Origin of the sequence: Nocardioides sp. NPDC092400 (assembly GCF_040684155.1) — a bacterium.
Taxonomy (GTDB): Bacteria; Actinomycetota; Actinomycetes; order Propionibacteriales; family Nocardioidaceae; genus Nocardioides.
In genome coordinates, this window is sequence record NZ_JBFBFJ010000004.1 from 177,359 (window position 1) to 198,580 (window position 21,222).

19 protein-coding genes are annotated in these 21,222 nt (G+C 74.6%); 11 read left to right on the top strand and 8 right to left on the bottom strand.

Annotation, left to right across the window (positions count from 1 at the left end; translation table 11 throughout):
• Positions 1-8 precede the first annotated feature (8 nt).
• Positions 9-1,262 carry an MFS transporter gene (locus AB0N29_RS14585; RefSeq protein WP_364867757.1) on the bottom strand — a complete coding sequence of 418 codons (1,254 nt, stop codon included), beginning with the start codon at positions 1,260-1,262 and terminating at the stop codon, positions 9-11.
• A 123-nt stretch (positions 1,263-1,385) separates the two neighbouring features.
• On the bottom strand, positions 1,386-2,282 hold the full coding sequence (locus AB0N29_RS14590) for an aldo/keto reductase family oxidoreductase (protein WP_364867759.1): 897 nt from the start codon (positions 2,280-2,282) through the stop codon (positions 1,386-1,388).
• A gap of 101 nt (positions 2,283-2,383) precedes the next feature.
• On the opposite strand from AB0N29_RS14590, the gene AB0N29_RS14595 reads away from it, so the two are divergent.
• Positions 2,384-3,253, top strand: a complete 870-nt coding sequence (locus AB0N29_RS14595) for a helix-turn-helix transcriptional regulator (RefSeq protein ID WP_364867761.1) — start codon at positions 2,384-2,386, stop codon at positions 3,251-3,253.
• Between the two features lie 60 nt (positions 3,254-3,313).
• Here the strand turns inward: AB0N29_RS14595 and AB0N29_RS14600 are convergent, their stop codons facing one another.
• Both AB0N29_RS14600 and AB0N29_RS14605 read right to left on the bottom strand, forming a co-directional pair.
• A complete protein-coding gene (locus AB0N29_RS14600; protein WP_364867763.1) occupies positions 3,314-4,063 on the bottom strand; it encodes a peptidase E in 750 nt (249 codons plus the stop codon).
• Positions 4,064-4,086: 23 nt separating this feature from the next.
• Entirely contained in the window at positions 4,087-5,391 is a 1,305-nt protein-coding gene (locus AB0N29_RS14605) for an endo-1,4-beta-xylanase (protein ID WP_364867765.1), read from the bottom strand.
• A 118-nt stretch (positions 5,392-5,509) separates the two neighbouring features.
• On the opposite strand from AB0N29_RS14605, the gene AB0N29_RS14610 reads away from it, so the two are divergent.
• From AB0N29_RS14610 to AB0N29_RS14640, 7 genes are read left to right on the top strand one after another with little or no spacing between them, the layout of a single operon-like run.
• Positions 5,510-6,805, top strand: a complete 1,296-nt coding sequence (locus AB0N29_RS14610; protein ID WP_302268547.1) for an extracellular solute-binding protein — start codon at positions 5,510-5,512, stop codon at positions 6,803-6,805.
• Positions 6,806-6,812: 7 nt separating this feature from the next.
• On the top strand, positions 6,813-7,805 hold the full coding sequence (locus tag AB0N29_RS14615) for a sugar ABC transporter permease (RefSeq protein ID WP_364867768.1): 993 nt from the start codon (positions 6,813-6,815) through the stop codon (positions 7,803-7,805).
• Positions 7,806-7,815: 10 nt separating this feature from the next.
• Positions 7,816-8,718, top strand: coding sequence for a carbohydrate ABC transporter permease (locus tag AB0N29_RS14620; protein ID WP_364867770.1), 903 nt, complete (start codon positions 7,816-7,818; stop codon positions 8,716-8,718).
• On the top strand, positions 8,715-9,848 hold the full coding sequence (locus AB0N29_RS14625; RefSeq protein WP_364867772.1) for a LacI family DNA-binding transcriptional regulator: 1,134 nt from the start codon (positions 8,715-8,717) through the stop codon (positions 9,846-9,848). The genes AB0N29_RS14620 and AB0N29_RS14625 overlap by 4 nt, the downstream gene beginning before the upstream one ends.
• Positions 9,845-12,142 carry a glycoside hydrolase family 3 N-terminal domain-containing protein gene (locus tag AB0N29_RS14630; protein WP_364867774.1) on the top strand — a complete coding sequence of 766 codons (2,298 nt, stop codon included), beginning with the start codon at positions 9,845-9,847 and terminating at the stop codon, positions 12,140-12,142. Before AB0N29_RS14625 ends, AB0N29_RS14630 begins: the two co-directional genes overlap by 4 nt.
• Positions 12,143-12,169: 27 nt before the next feature.
• Entirely contained in the window at positions 12,170-13,159 is a 990-nt protein-coding gene (locus AB0N29_RS14635; RefSeq protein ID WP_364867776.1) for an acetylxylan esterase, read from the top strand.
• A gap of 10 nt (positions 13,160-13,169) precedes the next feature.
• Complete coding sequence (locus AB0N29_RS14640) at positions 13,170-13,568, top strand: hypothetical protein (protein WP_364867778.1); 399 nt, start codon at positions 13,170-13,172, stop codon at positions 13,566-13,568.
• A 41-nt stretch (positions 13,569-13,609) separates the two neighbouring features.
• Here the strand turns inward: AB0N29_RS14640 and AB0N29_RS14645 are convergent, their stop codons facing one another.
• Complete coding sequence (locus AB0N29_RS14645; RefSeq protein ID WP_364867779.1) at positions 13,610-15,058, bottom strand: MFS transporter; 1,449 nt, start codon at positions 15,056-15,058, stop codon at positions 13,610-13,612.
• Between the two features lie 96 nt (positions 15,059-15,154).
• Here AB0N29_RS14645 and AB0N29_RS14650 point away from each other — a divergent pair, with 96 nt between their 5' ends.
• The gene (locus AB0N29_RS14650; protein WP_364867781.1) at positions 15,155-15,676 is read left to right on the top strand and encodes a MarR family transcriptional regulator; all 522 of its coding nucleotides are present in this window, start codon (positions 15,155-15,157) and stop codon (positions 15,674-15,676) included.
• 16 nt (positions 15,677-15,692) lie between these two features.
• Here AB0N29_RS14650 and AB0N29_RS14655 read toward each other — a convergent pair whose 3' ends face one another.
• Complete coding sequence (locus tag AB0N29_RS14655; protein ID WP_364867783.1) at positions 15,693-16,094, bottom strand: VOC family protein; 402 nt, start codon at positions 16,092-16,094, stop codon at positions 15,693-15,695.
• Positions 16,095-16,148: 54 nt separating this feature from the next.
• Entirely contained in the window at positions 16,149-17,789 is a 1,641-nt protein-coding gene (gene pgm, locus AB0N29_RS14660; protein ID WP_364867785.1) for a phosphoglucomutase (alpha-D-glucose-1,6-bisphosphate-dependent), read from the bottom strand.
• A 205-nt stretch (positions 17,790-17,994) separates the two neighbouring features.
• On the opposite strand from pgm, the gene AB0N29_RS14665 reads away from it, so the two are divergent.
• Both AB0N29_RS14665 and AB0N29_RS14670 read left to right on the top strand, forming a co-directional pair.
• Positions 17,995-18,789 (top strand): crotonase/enoyl-CoA hydratase family protein, encoded by a 795-nt coding sequence (locus AB0N29_RS14665; protein ID WP_364867787.1) that lies wholly within the window; start codon positions 17,995-17,997, stop codon positions 18,787-18,789.
• Positions 18,790-18,808: 19 nt separating this feature from the next.
• Entirely contained in the window at positions 18,809-20,437 is a 1,629-nt protein-coding gene (locus tag AB0N29_RS14670) for a hypothetical protein (protein WP_364867789.1), read from the top strand.
• On the opposite strand, the gene AB0N29_RS14675 is transcribed toward AB0N29_RS14670, so the two are convergent.
• Positions 20,434-21,150, bottom strand: coding sequence for a hypothetical protein (locus AB0N29_RS14675; RefSeq protein ID WP_364867791.1), 717 nt, complete (start codon positions 21,148-21,150; stop codon positions 20,434-20,436). The genes AB0N29_RS14670 and AB0N29_RS14675 overlap by 4 nt on opposite strands.
• Between the last annotated feature and the right edge of the window lie 72 nt (positions 21,151-21,222).

Consider the following 21,222-nt stretch of genomic DNA (forward strand, 5'->3'; position numbering starts at 1 on the left):
CCCGGGGGCTAGACGGCCGCCCGGGCCTCGTCGTCCGCCTCGGCGGTGGCGGCCGCGGCGGCCTGCACCGCGCGGTGCAGGCGGCGCTGCTGCGTGGTCATCAGCGTCACCGCGAGCACGGCCGCGCCGACGGTCACGGCGAACGCCGCCGCGGCGCCGTCGGCGTCGGCCAGCCGGCCGGCGAGGCTGGACCCGAGCGCGTAGCCGAGGCCGGTCGCGCTGGCCAGCGACGTCATCGCGGCACCGACGCGGGCGGGCGGCACGACCCGCTCGGCGAGGGAGAAGATCCCGATCATGTACGGCGCGACCGCGAAGCCGAGCGCCAGCACCGCGACGAAGGCGCCGGTCAGGGAGTCGACCAGCAGCAGCGGGAGCGACAGCACCAGCAGCGTGCAGGCGGCGACGAGCGAGCGGCGCTCGTGCCCGATCCGCTCCGGGACGTAGGCCGTCGCGATGCCGGCCACCGCGCTGCCCACGCCCAGCGTGGCGTGGATGAGGCCCGCGAGGCCGGGCTGGTCGGCGTCGTTCGCGAGCACCGTGGCACCGGTCTGGGTGGCGCCGAAGAGCATGCCGATCGAGACCTGGGCCAGTGCCAGGACGACGAAGACCGCCGTGACCAGGGGGCCGGTCGCGAGCGGGGTCCCGCCGCGGCGGGTGAGCCGAGCCGAGGGGTCCAGGGCGAAGGCGGTGCCGAAGACGGCCAGCAGCGCTGCGGCCACGAGGAGCGCGCCACCCGGCGAGACCAGGGCGACGGCGAGGCCGACCAGGGCCGGGCCGATGGCGAACGACGCCTCGTCGGCCGCGCCCTCGTAGGAGTACGCCGCGTCGACCAGGCGCCGCTGGAGCGGCCCGGTCCCGTGGGTGAGCGGGCGCCAGCGGACCCGCGCGAGCGGGCCCACCTGCGGCAGCACCAGGCCGGTCGCCGCGGCGGTGCCTACGACGAGCGCGTCGGCCGCACCGCCGTGGACGACGGCCACGAGCGAGGCCAGGCCGGCCGCGCCGAGCAGGGACTGCACCAGGACGACCGGCCGCTGGCCGGTGCGGTCGGCCAGCGCCCCGGCGACCGGTGCGCCGAGGGCGTTGGCCACCGCGAGCGCACCGGCGCTGAGGCCGCCGAGCCCGTAGCTGTCGGTGGCGGTGGAGACGAGCAGGAGCGTGCCGAGCTGGCTCATGGCGAGCGGCAGCCGGCCGAGGAACGCCACGACGACGTACGTGGGTCCGGCGAGGGCGAAGAGGCGTCGGTAGGACGCGAGGGGGGTCACGCTGGGAGGGCCTTTCGGGTGCGTCTGTACGACGCGCCGTACCCACCTCCGAGAACGCGTTGAACCCTCTGCGCCCCCGATCCTACGACTCGTCCGCGGTGCGGCCGGAATCCGTGGGCGGGGTCAGCCGGCGATGCGGTCGAGCTCGGCGAGGTCGTCGGGGGAGAGCCTCAGGTCGACGGCCGCGACGTTCGCCCGCAGGTGCTCGACCGAGGAGGTGCCGGGGATCAGCAGGATGTTCGGCGAGCGCTTCAGCAGCCAGGCGAGCGCGACGGCCATCGGCGTCGTGCCGAGGCGGCCGGCGACGGCGGAGAGGGCGTCGGACTGCAGCGGGCTGAAGCCGCCGAGGGGGAAGTACGGCACGTAGGCGATGCCCTGCTCGGCGAGGGCGTCGACCAGCGCGTCGTCCTCGCGGTGGGCGAGGTTGTACTGGTTCTGCACGCACACCACCGGCGTGATCCGCTGCGCCTCGGCGACCTGCGCGGCCGAGACGGTGCTCAGGCCGATGTGCCGCACCAGGCCCTCGTGCTGGAGCTCGGCCATCGCCTCGACGCGCCTCGCGATCGAGGCGTCCGGGGCGGCCGGGTCGTCCATGACCCGCAGGTTGACGACGTCCATGGCCTCGAGCCCGAGGTTCTCCAGGTTGTCCAGCACGCCCCGGCGCAGCTCGGCCGGCGACTGGGCCGGGAGCCAGGCGCCCCGGTCGTCGCGGCGCGCGCCGACCTTGGTGACGATGACCAGGTCCTCGGCGTAGGGGTGCAGGGCCTCCCGGATGAGCCGGTTGGTGACGTGCGGGCCGTAGAAGTCGCTGGTGTCGACGTGGTCGATCCCCAGGGCGCGCACCTCGCGGAGCACGGCCAGCGCCCGGTCGGGGTCGGCCGGCGGGCCGAGGACGCCCGGTCCGGCGAGCTGCATCGCGCCGTACCCCATCCGGGAGACGGTGAGGCCCTCGGCGAGGGTGAAGGTGCCGCCGAGGGCGGGCTGGGTCGTGGGCTCGGTGGTCGTGGGCTCGGTGCTCATGCCTCCACCGTGCGCCCCGGCCGGTCGGCGGAGAAGGCCCCGACGGTCCTGGGGGTCGCAGGGCCAGGGACGGGGGCGCCGCCGCGGCTACCGTGGACGCCGTGGAGGAGAACCGGCTCGGGGACTACCTGCGGGCCCGCCGCGAGCTGGTGACGCCGGAGACGGTGGGGCTCCCGCCCGGTGGCGTACGGCGCGTGGCCGGCCTGCGCCGCGAGGAGGTCGCGATGCTCGCGGGCATCAGCGCCGACTACTACCTCCGGCTCGAGCAGGGCCGGGACCGCAACCCGTCGGTGCAGGTGCTGGAGGCCCTGGCCGCGGTGCTGCAGCTCGACGCCGCGGCGACCGACCACCTGCTGCGCATCGCCGCGCCGCGCCCCCGCTCGCGGGCCCGCCGGCTGCGGCCCGAGGTGGCGCCGCCGGACGTCGTGCAGCTGCTCGACGTGATCGGCCTGCCGGCGTTCGTCGAGGGCCAGTGGCTCGACGTGCTCGCCGCGAACCCGCTGGCCACCGCGCTCAACCCGAGCCTGCGGGTGGGCGAGAACCGGATCCGCTCGCTGTTCCTCGACCCCTCCGAGCGCGCGCTGCACCCGGACTGGGAGGAGACCGCGCCGCGGCTCGTCGCGGGCTTCCGCGGCCGGGTCGCCGACATCGCGGACGACCCGCGGGTCGTGCAGCTGGTCGGCGAGCTGACGCTCGGCAGCGAGCTCTTCGCCCGGCAGTGGGCCCGCCACGACGTGCGCCAGGTCCGCGGCAAGGAGCTCCGGATCGACCACCCGCAGGTCGGCGAGATGACCCTGCGGATGTCCAAGCTCGCCGTCGAGGGCACCGACGGCCAGCTGCTCGTCGTCCACCACGCCGAGCCGGGCACCGCCAGCGCCGAGCGGTTGGCGCTGCTCTCCGCGCTCGTGGAGCCGTCCGGGGCCGCCGCAATCGTTCAATTGCGCGGTTCTGACGCTTCTACCGGCGGGTAACCGGTCGCAACCGTTCAATTGCTCGATTCCGGTGGCCCGCAGAGCACCACACCGCGGACCTCACCCCAGGTAGCGCACGTCCATCGGCGACTCGGCGACGTCGGGTGCCTCCATGCCGTCCTCGACGTCGAGGGCGTCGCCGGAGAGGTGCACGCGGTAGGCGCGGGCGTCGGGGCGCGAGGAGACCGCCTCGACCAGCTCGCCGTCGCGGAAGACGAGCGCGCAGCCGTCGTCGGCGGCGTACCCGTTCGGGAGCCGGCGGGTGCCGACGAGGTCGAGGTACGTCGGGCGGCGGTCGGCCTCGCCGTCGTAGTGCGGGCAGGCCGAACCGGGCAGGAGGCCGAGGCCGTCGGGCAGCGCGGCCAGCGGCCCGTAGGAGTCGGTCACCGATCCCTCGAACCAGCAGTTCATGCCGGCGCTGACCCCGGCCAGCACGACCCCGTCCTCGCCCGCCTCGCGCAGGACGTCGTCGAGGCCGTGGAGCCGCCACAGGGCGAGCAGGTTCGCGGTCGAGCCGCCGCCGACGTGGATGACGTCCTGGCCGAGCACGAAGGAGCGCAGGTCGCCGCCGGGGATCTCGTCGTAGCGGAACAGCGGCAGGACGCTGGTCTCCGCGCGCCCCTCGAACGCCGTGCGGAACTCCTCGGCGTAGGAGGCCGAGTCGCCGCTCGCGGTCGGGACGAAGCAGACGCGGGGCAGGCCGCCGGCGCCGCGGCGGCGGGTGGCCAGGGAGAGCAGGTGGTCGTCGAGGAGCGGGTTGTCCGGCTCCATCGCGAAGCCGCCACCGCCCATGGCCATGATCGTGGTCATGCGGCGAGCCTGCCAGGTGCGCCTCAGCCGCCGCCGACCTCCACCGCCACCTCCAGCTCCGAGGCGCCCGCCGGGAGGTCGAACGTCGCCGACGCGCCGCCGGAGGACACGGCGTACCCGCCCGCCCAGCCGCTGACCCTGACCCGCCCGTGCTCGTCGGTGCGCAGCGTCGTCGGCGGGAGCCACCACTCGCCGCGGACCAGCGAGCGCAGGGCGTCGTACGCCGGCTTCGGGCTGCCGTCGGCGCGGACCAGGCCGGCGGGGGCGCCGAGCCACGCGCCGCGGTCGGTGAGGCCCCAGTAGGTCACCGCCTCGACGGAGGGGTGCGACATCAGCGTCCGGTAGTGCCGGACCACCTCGTCGGCCTGCCGCTCCTCCCCTTCCGGCGTCGAGGGCCAGGAGTCGACCCGGTGGTCGTTGAGGTCCTCGACATCGGGCGGCATCAGCGCACCGGAGAGCAGCGTGGTCTCGGTCAGGTGCAGCGGCAGCCCGTGGCGCGCGAACCGCTCGAGCACCTCGAGGGTCCGCTCCTCGCCCCAGTAGCCCTGGTGCATGTGGCTCTGCAGGCCGATGGCGTCGACCTGCACGCCGGCGTCGAGGACCTCCTCGACGAGCCGGTCGTACGCCGGGGACATGTCGAAGTCGTTGAGCACCAGCGTGGCCGCGGGGTCGGCGGCGCGGGCCTCCTCGAACGCCAGCCGGACGGTCTCCACGCGGCCGAGCCGGCGGCACAGGCGGGTGATGCCGTTCTCGTGCTGCTCGTTGGCGAAGACCGGCATGATCACCGCCTCGTTGACCGCGTCCCAGGTCGACACCAGCCCCGCGAAGTCGGCGGCCTCGCGGCCCACGCGCGCCCGCACCGTCGCCTCGAGCCGGTCGTCGGGCAGCTCGCGGAGCCAGTCCGGTGCCAGCGTGTGCCAGACCAGCGGGTGGCCCTTGACCGCGACGTCGCGCTCGCGGAACCAGCGGGCCGCGGCCAGCAGCCGGGCGGTGTCCGGCCGGCCCGGCACCGGCTCGAAGCCGGCCCAGTAGAACGGCAGCGTGGCGGTGTCGAAGACGCCCAGCCAGAGGTCGACCAGGTCGGCGGCCGCCTCCGGGCCGGACCCGCCGAAGACGTCCCCGGTCTCCCCGTCCCCGGCTCCGGGCGCGCTGGTCCCGAGCCCGGCCCGGGCCGCTGCCAGCGCGACGAGGTCGAACCCGATGCCGCCGAGGGCGACCGCGTGCCGCCGCTGCTCGACGACCACGTCGGCGAGGTCGAGGAGCGAGCCGTCGGCGCGCCGGAGCGTCACCGTCGCGGTGCCGCGACGGTGCTCGAACGAGGAGTCCATGCGGCTGCACCGTAGTCGTGGAAAACGTTATCGACAACGATTGACAAAGCGGTAGACCGCCTGGCACGGTCCTGTGACCCACATCACCGAAGAGGTGGGGCGGACAAGAGGGGTTCAGATGTCGAGGAAGACTCGAGGCGCGGCGCTGGCCGTGCTCTGCGCAGGCGTGCTGACCGCCGCCAGCGCGTGCGGAGGCGGCGACGACTCGTCGTCCGGCGGTGACGCCAACACGATCACGTGGTGGCACAACTCGAACAACGAGCCCGGCAAGGGCTACTACGAGCAGGTGGCCAAGGACTTCGAGGAGGCCAACCCCGGCGTCGAGGTCGAGGTGACCGCCATGGCCCACCAGGACATGGTCGACAAGCTCGCCGCGGGCTTCCAGAGCGGCGACGTCCCGGACGTCTACATGGAGCGCGGCGGCGGCGAGCTCGCCGACCACGTCGAGGCCGGCCTGACCCGCGACCTGACCGAGGCCGCCGGCGAGGAGATCGGCAAGATCGCCGAGGGCACGCTCGCCGGCTGGCAGGTCGACGGCAAGACCTACGCGATCCCGTACTCCGTCGGCGTCGACGGGTTCTGGTACAACAAGGACCTCTTCGAGCAGGCCGGCATCGACGCGCCGCCGGAGACGATGGACGAGCTCCTCGACGTCGTCGACCAGCTCAAGGCCGCCGACATCACGCCGATCTCCGTGGGCGCCGGCGACAAGTGGCCGGCCGCGCACTACTGGTACTTCGGCGCGGTCCGCACCTGCTCGCAGGACGTGCTCAACTCCGCGATGGAGAGCATGGACTTCTCCGACCCCTGCTTCGTCGAGGCCGGCGAGGTCGTCGACCAGGTGATCGCCGCGGAGCCCTTCAACCCCGGCTTCCTCACCACCCCGGGCCAGGAGGGCGCGACCTCGGCGTCCGGCCTGCTCGCGACCGGCAAGGTGGCCATGGAGCTGCAGGGCCACTGGGAGCCCGGCGTCATGCAGGGCCTGACCGACGACGGCAAGGGCCTGGGCGAGCGGACCGGCTGGTTCCCCTTCCCCCAGGTCGAGGGCGGCGAGGGCGACCCCGCGGGCCAGCTCGGTGGCGGTGACGCCTGGGCCGTCGCGGAGACCGCGCCGGACGCGGCCGTCGACTTCGTCAAGCACCTCTTCTCCGACGAGGTCCAGCAGGGCTTCGCCGAGAACGACATGGGACTGCCGACCAACCCGGCGGCGATCGACTCGCTCTCCGACCCGGCGCTGGCCGACCTGATCCAGGTGCGCGACGACGCGGCGTACGTCCAGCTGTTCTTCGACACGCTGTTCGGCGCCTCGGTCGGCGGGGCGATGAACGACGCGATCGCGCTGCAGTTCGCCGGCGACGCCTCCCCGCAGGACGTCGTCGACGCCACCCAGCAGGCCGCCGACCAGGAGAAGTGAGTCGTCCGTGACCTCGACCGGTGCCGCAGTCGCGGCGACGCCCGCCGCAGCGCCTGCGGACCCGGACGACCCGGGCGCCCGGCACCCCTCGGTGCCGGGCGCCCGCCCGGGCAGCTCCCGGTGGCGGCAGCGGCTCGAGATCGCGCTGTTCGTCACCCCGGCGCTGGCGCTGATGGCGACGTTCGTCGTGTGGCCGGTGTTCTCGGCCGTCCGGATGTCGTTCTACCGCTGGAAGGGCTTCGGCCCGATGGACGACTTCGTCGGGCTGCGCAACTACGAGCGCGTGCTGACCGACGACGTCTTCAAGGACGCCGTCCTGCACAACCTGACCATCGTCGGGCTGTCGGTCGCGGTGCAGCTGCCCCTCGGGCTGCTGCTCGCGGTCCTGCTCAACCGCAGGATCCGGGGCCGCGGGCTGCTCCGCACCATCGTCTTCGTGCCCTACGTGCTGGCCGAGGTGATCGCCGGCGTCGTGTGGTTCCAGCTCCTCCAGCCGCGCAGCGGCCTGGTCGAGGAGATCCTGACCACCGTCGGCATCACCCCGCCCGACCAGGGCTTCCTCGGGACGCCCGGCCTCGCGCTGTGGACGGTCTTCGTCGTGCTCACCTGGAAGTACCTCGGGCTCGCGGTGCTGCTCTTCCTCGCCGGCCTCCAGGGCGTGCCCGACGAGCTCTACGAGGCCGCCCAGCTCGACGGCGCCGGCTGGTGGCAGGTGCAGGTGCGGGTGGCGCTGCCCCTGCTCGGACCGACCATCCGCACCTGGGCGTTCCTGTCCATGATCGGCTCGCTCCAGCTCTTCGACATGGTCTGGATCCTCACCGGCGGCGGCCCCGCCAACGCGACGACCACCATGGCCACCTACCTCGTCAGCCAGGGCACCCAGCGCGGCAACTACGGCATCGCCGGCGCCGCCTCGGTCGTGCTGTTCGTCGTGGCGTTCGTGATGGCGCTGCTCTACCAGGTGCTGGTGCTGCGCCGGGACACGGCGGAGCAGCGATGAGGAGCACGCGATGACGACCCTCCAGGAGATGCCTCCCGTGACCGACCGTCCCCCGACCGGCACGACGCCCCGCGGCTCGCGCCGGCGCGGCCGCTCCTTCGGCGGCGGCGGCCCGCTGGTCTACCTGCTGGCGCTGGCCGTGGTGGCGCTGACCGTGGGCCCGGTGCTGTACGGCGCGCTCGGCGGCTTCCGCAGCAACGAGCAGCTGATCCGCGACCCCGCCGGCCTGCCCGACCCATGGGTCACCGAGAACTACGAGGGCGTCGTCACCAACCCCGACTTCTGGGGCTACGCGCTCAACTCGACCGTCATCGCGCTGATCACGACCGTGGTCGCGGTGCTGGCGGGCGTGATGGCGGCGTACCCCCTGGCCCGCTACCAGTTCAAGCTGCGCGAGCCGCTGTTCATGGTCTTCGTGCTCGGCCTGCTCTTCCCGGTGGCCGTGGCGATCATCCCGCTGTTCATCCTGATCACCCGCGACCTCCAGCTGGGCAACACCTGGTGGGGCGTGGCGCTGCCGCAGGCGGCGTTCGCGCTGCCGACGACCGTGGTGATCCTGCGGCCCTTCCTGATGGCGCTGCCGCAGGAGCTGGAGGAGGCGGCGTTCATCGACGGGGCCACGCGGATCGGCGTCTTCCGCCACATCGCGCTGCCGTTGACCGCTCCCGGCCTGGTGACGGTCGGCGTGCTGGCCTTCGTGGGCTCCTGGAACGCCTACCTGCTGCCACTCCTGCTGCTGCAGGACGACATGCGTACGCTGCCCCTGGGTGTGGCCGACTACTCGACGCAGTACTCGGCCGACACCGCCGGCGTCCTGGCGTTCACCACGATCGCCATGATCCCCGCGCTGGTGCTGTTCCTGGCGATGCAGGGCCGGATCGTGAGCGGCCTGCAGGGCGCGGTGAAGGGATGAGGGACTCCGAGGTGGACCTGGACCAGCAGACCGGACCCGAGGTGCCCGACCCGGGCCGGGAGCCCGGCCGGGAGACCGGGTCGCCCGTCGGCCGGGTCACCATGCAGCAGGTGGCTGCGGAGGCCGGGGTCTCGGTCTCGACGGTCTCCAAGGTGCTCAACGGCCGGTACGGCGTCTCCCCGGCGACCTCCGAGCACGTCATGGGCGTGATCACCCGGCTCGGCTACGAGGCCAGCCTGGTCGCGCGGAGCCTGCGCAACCGGCGCACCAACGTCATCGGCGTGCTCGTCGCGGACTTCGAGCCGTTCAGCACCGAGGTGCTCAAGGGTGCCGCGGACGCGATCCGCGGCTCGGGCTTCGAGCTGGTCGCCTACTCAGCCGGCGGCCGGGTCGACGAGCACGTCGGCTGGGAGCGGCGCTACCTCTCCCGGGTCATGGGCACCCTGGTCGACGGCGCGGTGCTGGTCACCCCGACCGTCACCGACGTGCAGTACGACGGGCCGGTCGTCGCGGTGGACCCGCACACCGGGCGGTCGCGGCTGCCCACCGTCGCGGGCGACAACCTCCAGGGCGCACGGCTCGGCGTCGACCACCTGATCGGGCTGGGGCACACCCGCATCGGCATGGTCACCGGCCGGCCCGACCTGGTCTCGGCGCAGCTGCGCGAGCGCGGCTACCGCGAGGCGCACGCGGCCGCCGGGCTGACGGTCGACGAGGACCTGCTCGCCCCCGGCGCCTTCGAGGCCGAGCAGGCGCGGGTGGCCGCCCGGCAGCTGCTGGCCCTGCCCGAGCCGCCGACGGCGATCTTCGGCGCCAACGACCTCTCGGCGATCTCGGTCCTCGAGGTCGCCGCCGAGCGCGGGCTCGACGTCCCCGGCGACCTGTCGGTGATCGGCTTCGACAACGTCCCGGAGTCCGCCCTGGCGCACCCGGCGCTGACCACCGTCGAGCAGCCGATCCGCCGGATGGGCCACGACGCCGTCGTGCTCCTGCTCGCCCTGCTCGACGGCGACGCGGTCGCCGACACCCAGCTCACCCTCCCCACCACGCTCGTCCAGCGCCGCTCGACCGCCCCCCGGTCGTCGAGCGCGGCGCGGACCGGCCGACACGCGAACGGAGCGGTCTCGTGACCGACCCCTGGCAGGACACCTCCCTCCCCGTCGACACCCGCGTCGCGGACCTCGTCGCCCGGATGACCCTGGCCGAGAAGGTCGCCCAGCTCTCCGGCATCTGGGGGGTCGACCCCGACGTGGGCGACATGGCTCCGATGCTGCGCGACGCGCTCGCCGCCGGGCAGCGCTTCGAGGACCTCGTCCGCGACGGGCTGGGCCAGCTGACCCGGCCCTTCGGCACCGACCCGGTGGAGCCGGCCGCCGGCCTCCGCTCGCTGGCCGAGCGGCAGCGGCAGGTGGTCGCGGCGAACCGGTTCGGCATCCCGGCCCAGGTGCACGAGGAGTGCCTCACCGGGCTCGCCGCCTGGCAGGCCACGGTCTACCCCAACCCGCTGTGCTGGGCGGCCACCTTCGACCCCGCGCTCGTCGAGCGGATGGGTGCGCGGATCGGGACCACGCTGCGCGGGCTCGGCGTGCACCAGGGCCTCGCGCCCGTGCTCGACGTCGTCCGCGACCTGCGCTGGGGCCGGGTCGAGGAGACGATGGGCGAGGACCCGTACCTCGTCGGCTCCATCGGCAGCGCCTACGTCCGCGGCCTGGAGAGCACCGGCGTCGTGGCCACGCTCAAGCACTTCGCCGGCTACTCCGCCTCCCGCGCCGCGCGGAACCTCGCGCCGGTGCCGCTGGGGCCGCGCGAGCTGGCCGACGTGATCCTGCCGCCGTTCGAGATGGCGCTGCGCGCCGGCGCCCGCTCGGTGATGAACTCCTACACCGACACCGACGGCGTCCCCGCCGCCGCCGACCGGGCGCTGCTCACCACGCTGCTGCGCGAGACCTACGGCTTCACCGGCACCGTCGTCGCCGACTACTTCTCCATCGCCTTCCTGGAGTCCCTGCACCACGTCGCCGAGGACGTCGAGCAGGCCGCGCGGCTCGCGCTCGAGGCCGGCATCGACGTCGAGCTGCCCTCGACCAACGCGTACGGCGAGCCGCTGCTCGCCGCCGTCGCCGCCGGGCTGGTCGACGAGAAGCTCGTCGACCGCGCGCTGGTCCGGGTGCTGCGCCAGAAGTGCGAGGTCGGCCTGCTCGATCCCGGCTGGGCGCCGGTCGAGCCCGGTCCGGACGCGGTGGACCTCGACCCGCCGGAGGCGCGTGCGATCGCGCTGGAGGTCGCCCGCCGCTCCGTGGTCCTGCTCGCCGACGACGGCGGGGCGCTGCCGCTGGCGGCCGGCGCGCGGCTCGCGGTCGTCGGCCCCCGCGCCGACACCCCCGAGGCGATGCTCGGCTGCTACTCCTTCCCGATGCACGTGCTGGTCCACCACCCCGGCACCGAGCCGGGACTGGAGATCAGGACGGTCCGGGAGGCGCTCGCCGAGACCTTCGACGTCACCTCGGCCCTCGGCTGCCCGGTGCTCGGCGGGTCCGACGCCGACATCGCCGAGGCCGTGGCGGTCGCGACCGACGCGGACGTGTGCGTGGTCGTGCTCGGCGACCGGGCCGGGCTGTTCGGCAACGGCACCTCCGGCGAGGGCTGCGACGTCGCCGACCTGACGCTGCCCGGCCGGCAGGAGGAGCTGCTCGAGGCGCTGCTCGCCACCGGAACACCGGTCGTCGCGGTGCTCCTGGTCGGTCGCCCCTACGACCTCACCCGGCAGGTCGGCCGGCTCGCCGCGCTGGTGTGCGGGTTCTTCCCCGGCGAGGAGGGCGCGCAGGCCGTCGCCGACGTCCTCGCGGGCCGGGTCGCACCGACCGGCCGGCTCCCGGTCTCCTTCCCGGGCCCCGGCTCGACCCAGCCGGCGACGTACCTCTCCTCGGCGCTGGGGCAGCGCAGCGAGGTCAGCGTCGTCGACCCCACACCGCTGTTCCCCTTCGGCCACGGCCTGTCCTGGGCGGCGGCGACGTGGGAGGAGGCGTCCTCGGCGACCGGTGCGGAGTGGCCGACCGACGGGACCTGCGAGCTGGTGGTGCCGCTGGTCGGCGACGCCGAGCGGGCGACGACCGAGGTGGTGCAGGTCTACCTCCACGACCGGACGTCCTCGGTGGTGCGACCGGTCCAGCAGCTGGTCGCGGCCGCGCGGGTCGACCTGGCGGCGGGCGAGCGGGTGGAGGTGCGATTCGCGCTGCACGCCGACCTGACGTCGTTCACCGGCCGGGACCTGGTCCGGCTCGTCGAGCCGGGGGTGGTCGAGCTGCGCGTCGGTGCCTCCAGCGGGGACGTCCGCTCGGTGGTCGACCTCCGGCTGACCGGGTCGGTGCGCGAGGTCGGCGCCGACCGGGTGCTCGAGCCGACCGTCACCGTCGTCCGCGGCTGACCGGCCCGGGCGACCGACGGGGGAGCGGTGGAGACCGACTGGCCGCTGGAGCAGCTCGAGGCCTACCGCCCCGAGCTGCCCGAGCCGGCCGGCCTCGACGCGTTCTGGGCCGAGACGCTCGCCCCGCAGCTCGCCCGCGGTCCCCGCTCGAAGCTCCGGCCGGTCGACTCGGGGCTCGTCGCCGTCGAGTCGTGGGCCGTGGTGCTGCACGGGTACGACGACCACCCCGTGCACGCCTGGCTGCACCTGCCGGCGGCGCCGCTGCGGGACGGGCGCCCGCTGGCGGGCGTGGTGCAGCTCCAGGGCTACAACGGCGGCCGCGGGCTCGCCCACGAGCACGTGCTGTGGGCGCTCGCCGGCTACGCCCACCTCGTCGTCGACACCCGCGGCCAGGGCAGCGGCTGGAGCGTCGGGGCGACCGGGGACCCGGCGGGCTCGGGCGCCGCCCAGCCGGGGTTCCTGACGCGGGGGATCGAGGACCCGCGCACCTGCTACTACCGCCGGGCGTACGCCGACGCCGTGGCCGCCCTCGACGTGCTGCGGGCCCACCCCCTCGTCGACGCCGGCCGGGTCGCCGTGGCCGGTGCCAGCCAGGGCGGCGCCCTCGCCACGGCCGTGGCCGCACTCGCGCCGGACCGGGTGGCGGCGGCGCTCGTGGACGTGCCGTTCCTCGCCGACGTGCGCCGGGCCGTGGCCGTCGCGCAGACCGACCCCTACCTGGAGCTGGTGCGCTACCTCGCCGCCCACCGCGACCGCGTCGAGCAGTCCTTCGCGACCCTGGCCCACGTCGACGCCGCGGTGCTGGCCCGCCGGGCCACCGCGCCGGCCCTGCTCTCGGTGGCGCTGAGCGACCGCACCTGCCCGCCCTCGACCGTGTTCGCGGCGTACCGCTCCTGGGCCGGGCCGGCGGAGCTCGAGGTCTACCCGTTCAACGACCACGACGGCGGTGGGGCGTTCCACGTCCAGCGGCAGGTGGCGTGGCTGCGCTCGACGCTGGGGGCCAGACTGGGCTCGTGAGGCAGAGCAGATGAGGTTCACCGAGCACGAGCTGACCGCCGCGCTGACCGGGGCCGCCAAGACGGTCTTCGCCGCTCAGGACAAGGACGTGCGGCGCGGCCGGCGCGACGTCGACGAGGCGTGGAAGGCGCTGACCACCGTGCAGCGGTTCCACCTGCTCGACGCGCTCGGTGAACAGGTGCTGCCGGTGCTCGTGGCCCTGCCCGACGTCACCGTCGAACCGGGCACCCGCCCGACGTACAGCGACGCCGAGGTCACCCGGGTCGTCGAGGAGAAGGTCGGTGACTCCGTCGGTCGCGTCCGCCGCGCCCTCGTGGTCAAGGGCCGGGTCGCCCTGGTGCAGGCGGCGCTCGCTGCGCTGCCGCCACGCCAGGACCCCGACGCGCTCGTCGTCCCCGACCACCTGTGACCGGTCCGGGACCCGCCCGACGGGGCGGGTCCCGGAGCCGCTCAGGACCTGCCGGCCGGGTGCGCCTCGCTGCGCGCGGCAACCACGCACACGACGGCGGCGAGGAGCAGCAGCGCGACGTTCGTGACGAGCGCGGCGGCGAAGGCGTCCTCGGGGGTGGCGCCGCCGGCCAGCTGGTGGCTGAAGACCACGCCCAGGATGGCCGGGCCGAGGGCGCCGCCGTACTGGCGCAGCACCGTGTTGGTCGCGGCGGCCATGCCGGCCATCCGCATCGGCACGGAGTTGATCGCGGCGGTCGTCACCGCGGTCATCATCGTGGTGTTGCCGAGGCCGAAGACGGCCAGGCGCCAGCCGAGGTCCCACACGCCGGTCCCGGCGGTGATGGAGGTCAGCGACCAGAGGCCGATGGCGCTCGCGACCAGGCCGAGGGACAGGACGTGCATCGCCTTGAGCCGCTGCATGAGCCTGGCCGCCAGCGGCCCGACCGCGACGCCGAGCCCGGTGGCGAAGAGCAGCCGCAGGGCGATGTCGAGCGCCCCGAGTCCCTGGACGAAGCCGAGGAACAGGCTCAGCAGGAACATGCCGCCGACGATCGAGAACATCGCGATGACGCCTGCGAAGCCCGACGCGGAGAACGACGGCGACCGGAAGATCCCCAGGTCCATGAGGGGTGCGTCGGTGCGCCTCTCGATGAGCAGGAACGCCACGAGCGCGGCGGCGCCGACGACCAGCCCGAGGAGGGCCTGCCAGGAGGTCCAGCCCTTCTCGCCGCCCTCGATGATGCCGAAGATGGAGAAGGCGATCGCGACGGTGGCGGTCAGCTGTCCCGACCAGTCCAGGCGACGGCCCTCGACGGTCGCCGACTCCGGCAGCAGCCGCAGGGCGACGAGGGCCGCGACGACGGCGAGCGCGGTGGACGGGGCGTAGATCCAGTGCCACGCCCCCACCTCGAGCACGGTGCCGGAGAAGATCGGGCCGAGCGCGAGGCCGGCCATCAGGCCCATCGACCAGAACCCGATGAACTTGCCGCGGGCGCGGAAGTCCGGCACCGCCTGGGCGATGAGCGCCAGCGTGGTGGGGATGAGCAGGCCGGCCCCGAGCCCGGCGACGGCCTGGCCGGTCCACAGGACGGTCAGCGCGTGGTCGTCGAGGAGGGCGGAGCCCAGCCCGGCGGTCAGCCCGCCCAGGACCGTGAGGCACATGCCGGCCAGGTACACCCGGCGTCGCCCGTGGATGTCGCCGAAGACGCCGGCCGAGAGCACCGCGGCCGCCATCGGGATGACGTAGGCGTCGGAGACCCACTGCAGGCCGGAGGTGGAGGCGCCGGTGTCGGTGCCGATGGTGGTGAGCGAGACGCTGACGGCCGTGATCGGCACGTAGGTCACGAAGATGCCGAGGATCGCCAGTGCGATGGTGGCCCTGGCGTGGTCCGGGTGTCCCGCAGGCGCGGGTGCGCGCCGGCCGGCGGCGGTGGTGGTGGGTGACGACATCGGTGGAGAGAGCCCTTCGGTTTGGTTGAGGGCTAGAGTAGTCGCAGCGTTGAACTAATTTCTCAGTGTCGGATCGCTTCCCAGGGGGAGGACGCCGTGGCCAGTGAGCACCGGGACCGTGTCGACTCGATCCTGGACTTCGTCCGGGACGCCGGCGGCGACGTGGCGGCCAAGGAGGTGCACATCCGGCTGCGTCGGCTGGCGCACCACCTCGACACCGAGGCGCGCCGGCGGCTGGCGCCGCAGGGCATGGAGTTCTGGGAGCTGCCGCTCCTCTCCAGCCTGGTGCGCTCCGAGGGCCCGCTCAGCGTCGGCGTCCTCCAGGACCTTGCCCAGGTGACCCCGGGCGCGATCACGCACCGGATCGCCAAGCTGGAGGAGAACGGCGTCGTCCGCCGTGCCTTCGACACCCGCGATCGGCGCCAGGTCAACGTCGAGCTCACCGATGCGGGCCGCGCCCGCTTCCAGCAGCTGGTCGAGGCGGTGGGCGCGGTCGAGCGCGAGCTCTTCGCCGACGTCGACCCGGACCTGATGACGCGCCTGGCCCGGGACCTGCGGCTGTTCATGCTCGCCACCGAGGGGCCCGACCCCGCGCCCGCCCGGCGCGGGGAGGGCTAGCCGCCGGCCGCCGACCTCACGCGTGCGGGTCGCCCGGCGGGTGCTCGCCGAGGCAGAACAGGTTGCCCTCCGGGTCCGCCAGGGTCGTCCACCGGACCCACGGGACCTCGTCGAGGACGTCCCACCGGTGCTCGGCCCCGGCAGCCACCAGCCGCTCCACCTCCGCCTCGCGGCTGCCCCAGGGGACCGTGAGGTCGAGGTGGAGGGTGCTGCCGGACTCGTCGGTGCGCTGCATGAACATCATCCCGAAGCCGCCGGCCGTCGGCGGCAGGATCACCAGCCCGGGCATCGGGGACGTCGACGGTGCGCCGAGCGCCGTGGACCAGAAGGCGGCGAGGCCCTCGGGGTCGTGGGCGGCGACGTTGACGGCGCCGAGGCTGACGGTTGCTGCGGGTGCGTCCTGCGGTGTGGTCTCCATGTCCGCACGCTAGGCGCCACCACCGACGACCGACAGGGGCTCGGGAGCCTCCGCCTACCCGAGCGCGGCGGTGACGAGCGCCTGCGCCTCCTCCTGGACGAGCGCGAGGTGCTCGGGGCCGCGGAACGACTCGGCGTACACCTTGTAGACGTCCTCGGTGCCCGACGGCCGGGCCGCGAACCACGCCGACTCCGTGGTCACCTTCAGCCCGCCGATCGCGGAGCCGTTGCCGGGCGCCTCGGTGAGGGTCGCGGTGATCGGCTCGCCGGCGAGCTCGGTGGCCGTGACGTCGTCCGCGGACAGCCTCGACAGGGCCGCCTTCTGCTCGCGCGTGGCCGGGGCGTCGATGCGGGCGTACGCCGGCTCGCCGTGCGCGGCCACCAGGTCGGCGTAGTGCTCGGAGGGCGAGCGGCCGGTGCGCGCGACGATCTCGGAGGCGAGCAGGGCGAGGATGACGCCGTCCTTGTCGGTGGTCCAGGCGCTGCCGTCCATCCGCAGGAACGACGCGCCGGCCGACTCCTCGCCGCCGAAGCCGAACGACCCGTCGACGAGCCCCGGCACGAACCACTTGAACCCGACCGGCACCTCCACCATCGGCCGGCCGAGCGAGGCCGCGACCCGGTCGATCATCGAGGAGGAGACGAGCGTCTTGCCGATCCGCGCGCCCGCGGGCCAGTCCGGCCGGGCGCCGCCGAAGAGGTGGCCGATGGCGACGGCGAGGAAGTGGTTGGGGTTCATCAGCCCGGCGTCGGGCGTGACGATCCCGTGCCGGTCGGCGTCGGCGTCGTTGCCGGTCGCCACGTCGTAGTCCGCGCGCCGCTCGATCAGCGAGGCCATCGCGTGGGGGGAGGAGCAGTCCATCCGGATCTTGCCGTCCCAGTCCAGCGTCATGAACCGCCAGGTCGGGTCCACGAGCGGGTTCACGACGGTCAGGTCGAGGCCGTGCCGGTCGGCGATCTCGCCCCAGTACGCCACGGACGCGCCGCCCAGCGGGTCCGCGCCGATCCGCACCCCGGCCTGGCGGATCGCCGCGACGTCCACCACGGAGGGCAGGTCGTCGACGTAGGTGCCGAGGAAGTCGTAGGAGCCGGCGGCGGCGCGGGCGCGCGCGAACGGCACGCGTCGTACGTCGCCCAGGCCGCCGGCGATCAGCTCGTTGGCGCGGGCGGCGATCGCGGTCGTCGCGTCGCTGCCCGCCGGGCCGCCGTGGGGCGGGTTGTACTTGAATCCGCCGTCGGTGGGCGGGTTGTGCGAGGGGGTGACGACGATGCCGTCGGCGAGCCCGGCGCCGGTGGTGCGACCGCCGTTGGCGCGCAGGATCGCGTGGGAGACCGCGGGCGTGGGGGTGTAGCCGTCGCGGGAGTCGACCAGCACGGTCACGTCGTTGGCGACCAGCACCTCGAGCGCCGAGGCCCAGGCCGGCTCCGACAGCGCGTGGGTGTCCCGGCCGAGGAACAGCGGGCCGTCGTACCCCTGCTCGCGCCGGTGGTCGCAGATCGCCTGGGTGGTCGCGACGATGTGGGTCTCGTTGAACGACGTCGACAGCGACGTGCCGCGGTGCCCGCTGGTGCCGAAGGCGACCTGCTGGGCGACGTCCTCGGGATCGGGCACGCCGGTGTAGTAGGCGGTGACGAGGTGCGCCACGTCGACGAGGTCCCGGGGTTCCGCGGGCTGTCCCGCGCGCTGGTCGGCCACGTGGTGATCATTGCCCACCCGGGCGGCCCGGCAACCGGCCGGTCGTCGTGGACGGCCCCGGAAACAGGTCACGACCGCCGGAGTTCCTCGCACGTGGGGGGACGACGAGGGGGCACCAGCGGCCGTGACGAGGACAATCTAGCGGTACGGCGCGCGGTCGGCCACCACCGGGCCGGTGCTTCGCTGCTCCCTAGGATCGGGCCCCATGACCGTGACCTGCACCGTCGAGGACGGCATCGCCCAGGTCCGCCTGGCGCGGCCGGAGAAGCTCAACGCGCTGACCCTGCCGATCCTGGCCGAGCTGGCCGCCACCGCGCGCCGCCTGCGCCGCGACCGCGGCCTGCGCGCGGTGGTGCTCGCCGGGGAGGGCGACGCGTTCTGCGCGGGACTGGACTTCGCGGACGTGCTGCGGAAGCCGGCGGCCATCGTCCCGGCGTTCCTCCCCGTGCCGTGGCGCGGCACCAACACCTTCCAGGAGGCCTGCTGGGCGTGGCGGCGCCTGCCGGTCCCGGTCGTCGCCGCCGTGCACGGCCACTGCCTGGGCGGCGGGCTGCAGATCGCCCTGGCCGCCGACGTCCGGGTGGCCTCGCCGGACTCGCGCTGGTCGGTGCTCGAGGGCAAGTGGGGGATCGTCCCCGACATGACCGGCATCCGGTCGCTGACCGAGCTGGTCGGTCCCGACCGCGCCAAGCTGCTGACGATGACCGCCGACGTCGTGACCGGCGAGGAGGCCCGCGACCTCGGGCTGGTCACCGAGCTGGCGCCCGACCCGGTCGAGGCGGCCACCGCGCTGGCCCGCCGGCTCGCGACCCGCTCGCCGGACCAGCTGGCGGCGGCCAAGCGGCTGGTCGAGGGGGCGACCACCCGCAGCGCACGCCGCACCTTCGCCCGCGAGCGGCTCGAGCAGGCCCAGCTGCTCCTCCTCGCCAACACCGCCAAGGCCCGCAAGGCGGCGTTCGGCGGCGCGGCGGCGACGTTCGGCCCCCGCACGCGTCGCTGACGGCCTACCCTCGGCCACCGTGGCGTCCGGCAGGTTCAGGTTCCAGCGCTCGTCGGCGCTGGCCGGCGTCGCGCTGCTGACCTGGGCGCTCGGCCCGCTGGTGCTCGTCGCGGCACTCGGCGCGCTGGCATCCGGGCGCGTCCGGGCGTGGCTGCGCCCGACGTGGCGCGTGGTCGCCGGCTGGGCGGCCGCCGTGCTGGTCCTCGTCGGCGTGGTGGTCGTCGTGCCCGACGGCTGGTTCCCCGTGCCGCCCGGACCCGGCGCACTGGTGACCCCCGGCTACACCGGCCGGCCGTTCACGCCCCAGCCCCTCGAGCTCGACGTCCCGCAGAACCCCTTCCTCGCCCCCAACGGCGTCAGCTCGATGCACCACGACGCGTGGGCCACCGACGCCACCGTCCACCCCGGCCCGCTCGGGGAGTCACCGCGCGTCGACACCGCGTGGTACGGCCTCGAGGAGTGCGCCACGCTCGCCTTCGACCGTCACGAGCGGCTCGTCGCGCTCTGCGGCGACCTCCAGGGGCCGCGCCTGCACGTGATCGACCCCGACTCGCTGCGGCCGCTGGTCACCAAGGACCTCCCCGACCGGCCCGACGTCGAGGGCACGCGGCCGTGGGAGAACCTCTGCGCCGGCGCCTACTTCTACCTCGACGCCGACGACCGCGCCGTCGTCGCCACCACGGACCGCCGCGTCCTGGTCGTCGCCACCTCCGACGCCGACGGCGACCCCGACCTGACCACGGACGCGACGTACGACCTCTCCGCGGCGGTCCCGGCCGACGACTGCCTGGTCGCGGTGCTGCCCGACTGGGCCGGCCGGATCTGGTTCGTCACCCAGGACGGACGCACCGGCTTCGTCGAGCCCGGCTCCGGTGACGTCAGCGCGATCGAGCTCGGCGAGGAGGTCGCGAACTCCTTCGCCACCGACACCGACGGCGCGGTGTACGTCGTCACGACCCACGCGCTGCACCGGCTCGAGGTGTCGCCGGCGGGCCGTCCGCGGGTGCGGTGGCGTGCGCCGTACGACCGCGGCTCGACGCAGAAGCCCGGCCAGGTCTCCCAGGGCAGCGGCACCACGCCGACCCTGCTGTCCGGGGGCGTCGTCGCGATCACCGACAACGCGAGCCCCCGCATGCACGTGCAGCTCTACGACACCCGCGACGGGTCGCTCGTCTGCCAGGAGTCGGTCTTCGGCGACGACGCGAGCGCCACCGACAACTCGCTGGTCTCCGTCGGCAGCGGGGTGGTGGTGGAGAACAACCACGGCTACTCCGGTCCGTGGCGCACCATGCTCGGCCGCACCACCCCGGGCGGCTTCGCCCGCGTCGACCTGGTCACTGGCAAGGACGGCGAGCGCACCTGCGAGACGGTGTGGACCTCCGAGGTCAGCGCGCCGACCTCGGTCGCGAAGCTGTCGCTGGCCACCGGGCTGCTCTACGCCTACGAGAAGCAGAAGAGCTGGTGGGGCGCGAACGCCTGGTACCTCGTCGCGATCGACGTCCGGACCGGCCGCACGGCCTACCGCGTCCGCACCGGGCTGGGCACCCTGATGAACAACCACTACTCGGCCGTCACCCTCGGCCCCGACGGCGCGGCGTACGTCGCCACGCTGGCCGGCATGGTGCGCGTCCGCGACCGCGCGGACTAGTCGCGCCCCGGCTCCGGCTGCCCCGGCTGCCCCGGCTGCCCCGGCTGCTCCGGCTGCTCCGGCCGCTCCGCCTCCTGGTCGCGCTTGCGGCGGCGGTTGACCTCGCCGCGGGCGAGCAGGAAGGCCAGCGCGACGGGCCAGACGTAGCCGAGCACGTCGACCACCCGCTCCACCCACCCCGGCAGGTCGGGCAGGTCGGGCAGGGGGATGCTCGGCAGGTCCGGCCGGGGGACGTCGGGCCAGGGGATGCTCGGGAGGTCGGGCAGGTCCGGCCAGGGGATGCTCGGCAGCGGCAGGTCGACGTCGGGCAGGAAGCGGGACAGCAGGCTCAGCAGGAGCGGCACGGCGATCACCGCGATCGCGACGCCGGCGCGGGTGGCGGCGTACCGGTTGGGGTGGGCGAGCAGCCGCTCCTCGTGGTGCGCTGCGGGGGAGCCCGCCTCGGGCACCAGGTCCGTGCCGCCGACGCCGGTGATCGCGCCGACCTGGTCGGCGTGCAGGCTGGCGCGGCGCGGGGCGCCGAGGGCGCTGAACCGGACCTTCACCGCGCCGAGGGCCGGGTCGTCGTCGGCCTGCAGCTCGGGGGCGTCCTCGAGGGTGCGCTTCTCGGCGACGAGCGCGCCGTCGACGTACCACCGCAGGTGCCGGCGGACCGACCCCTCCGCCTCCACCCGGTGGTGGCGGCCGTCGACCGTGCGCTCCCAGACCTGCATGCCCCCGACGCTAGGCGGGCCGCGACCCGCGCACATCGGACCCCGGTCGGGTGCCCCCAGACCTTGGTCTAG

Coding starts and splice junctions, on each gene's coding strand:
- AB0N29_RS14610 (WP_302268547.1), top strand. CDS start 5,510: ATGTCGAGGAAGACTCGAGGCGCGGCGCTGGCCGTGCTCTGCGCAGGC.
- AB0N29_RS14655 (WP_364867783.1), bottom strand. CDS start 16,094: ATGGAGACCACACCGCAGGACGCACCCGCAGCAACCGTCAGCCTCGGC.
- AB0N29_RS14620 (WP_364867770.1), top strand. CDS start 7,816: ATGACGACCCTCCAGGAGATGCCTCCCGTGACCGACCGTCCCCCGACC.
- AB0N29_RS14645 (WP_364867779.1), bottom strand. CDS start 15,058: ATGTCGTCACCCACCACCACCGCCGCCGGCCGGCGCGCACCCGCGCCT.
- AB0N29_RS14675 (WP_364867791.1), bottom strand. CDS start 21,150: ATGCAGGTCTGGGAGCGCACGGTCGACGGCCGCCACCACCGGGTGGAG.
- AB0N29_RS14590 (WP_364867759.1), bottom strand. CDS start 2,282: ATGAGCACCGAGCCCACGACCACCGAGCCCACGACCCAGCCCGCCCTC.
- AB0N29_RS14605 (WP_364867765.1), bottom strand. CDS start 5,391: ATGGACTCCTCGTTCGAGCACCGTCGCGGCACCGCGACGGTGACGCTC.
- AB0N29_RS14665 (WP_364867787.1), top strand. CDS start 17,995: ATGACCGTGACCTGCACCGTCGAGGACGGCATCGCCCAGGTCCGCCTG.
- AB0N29_RS14640 (WP_364867778.1), top strand. CDS start 13,170: ATGAGGTTCACCGAGCACGAGCTGACCGCCGCGCTGACCGGGGCCGCC.
- AB0N29_RS14625 (WP_364867772.1), top strand. CDS start 8,715: ATGAGGGACTCCGAGGTGGACCTGGACCAGCAGACCGGACCCGAGGTG.
- AB0N29_RS14600 (WP_364867763.1), bottom strand. CDS start 4,063: ATGACCACGATCATGGCCATGGGCGGTGGCGGCTTCGCGATGGAGCCG.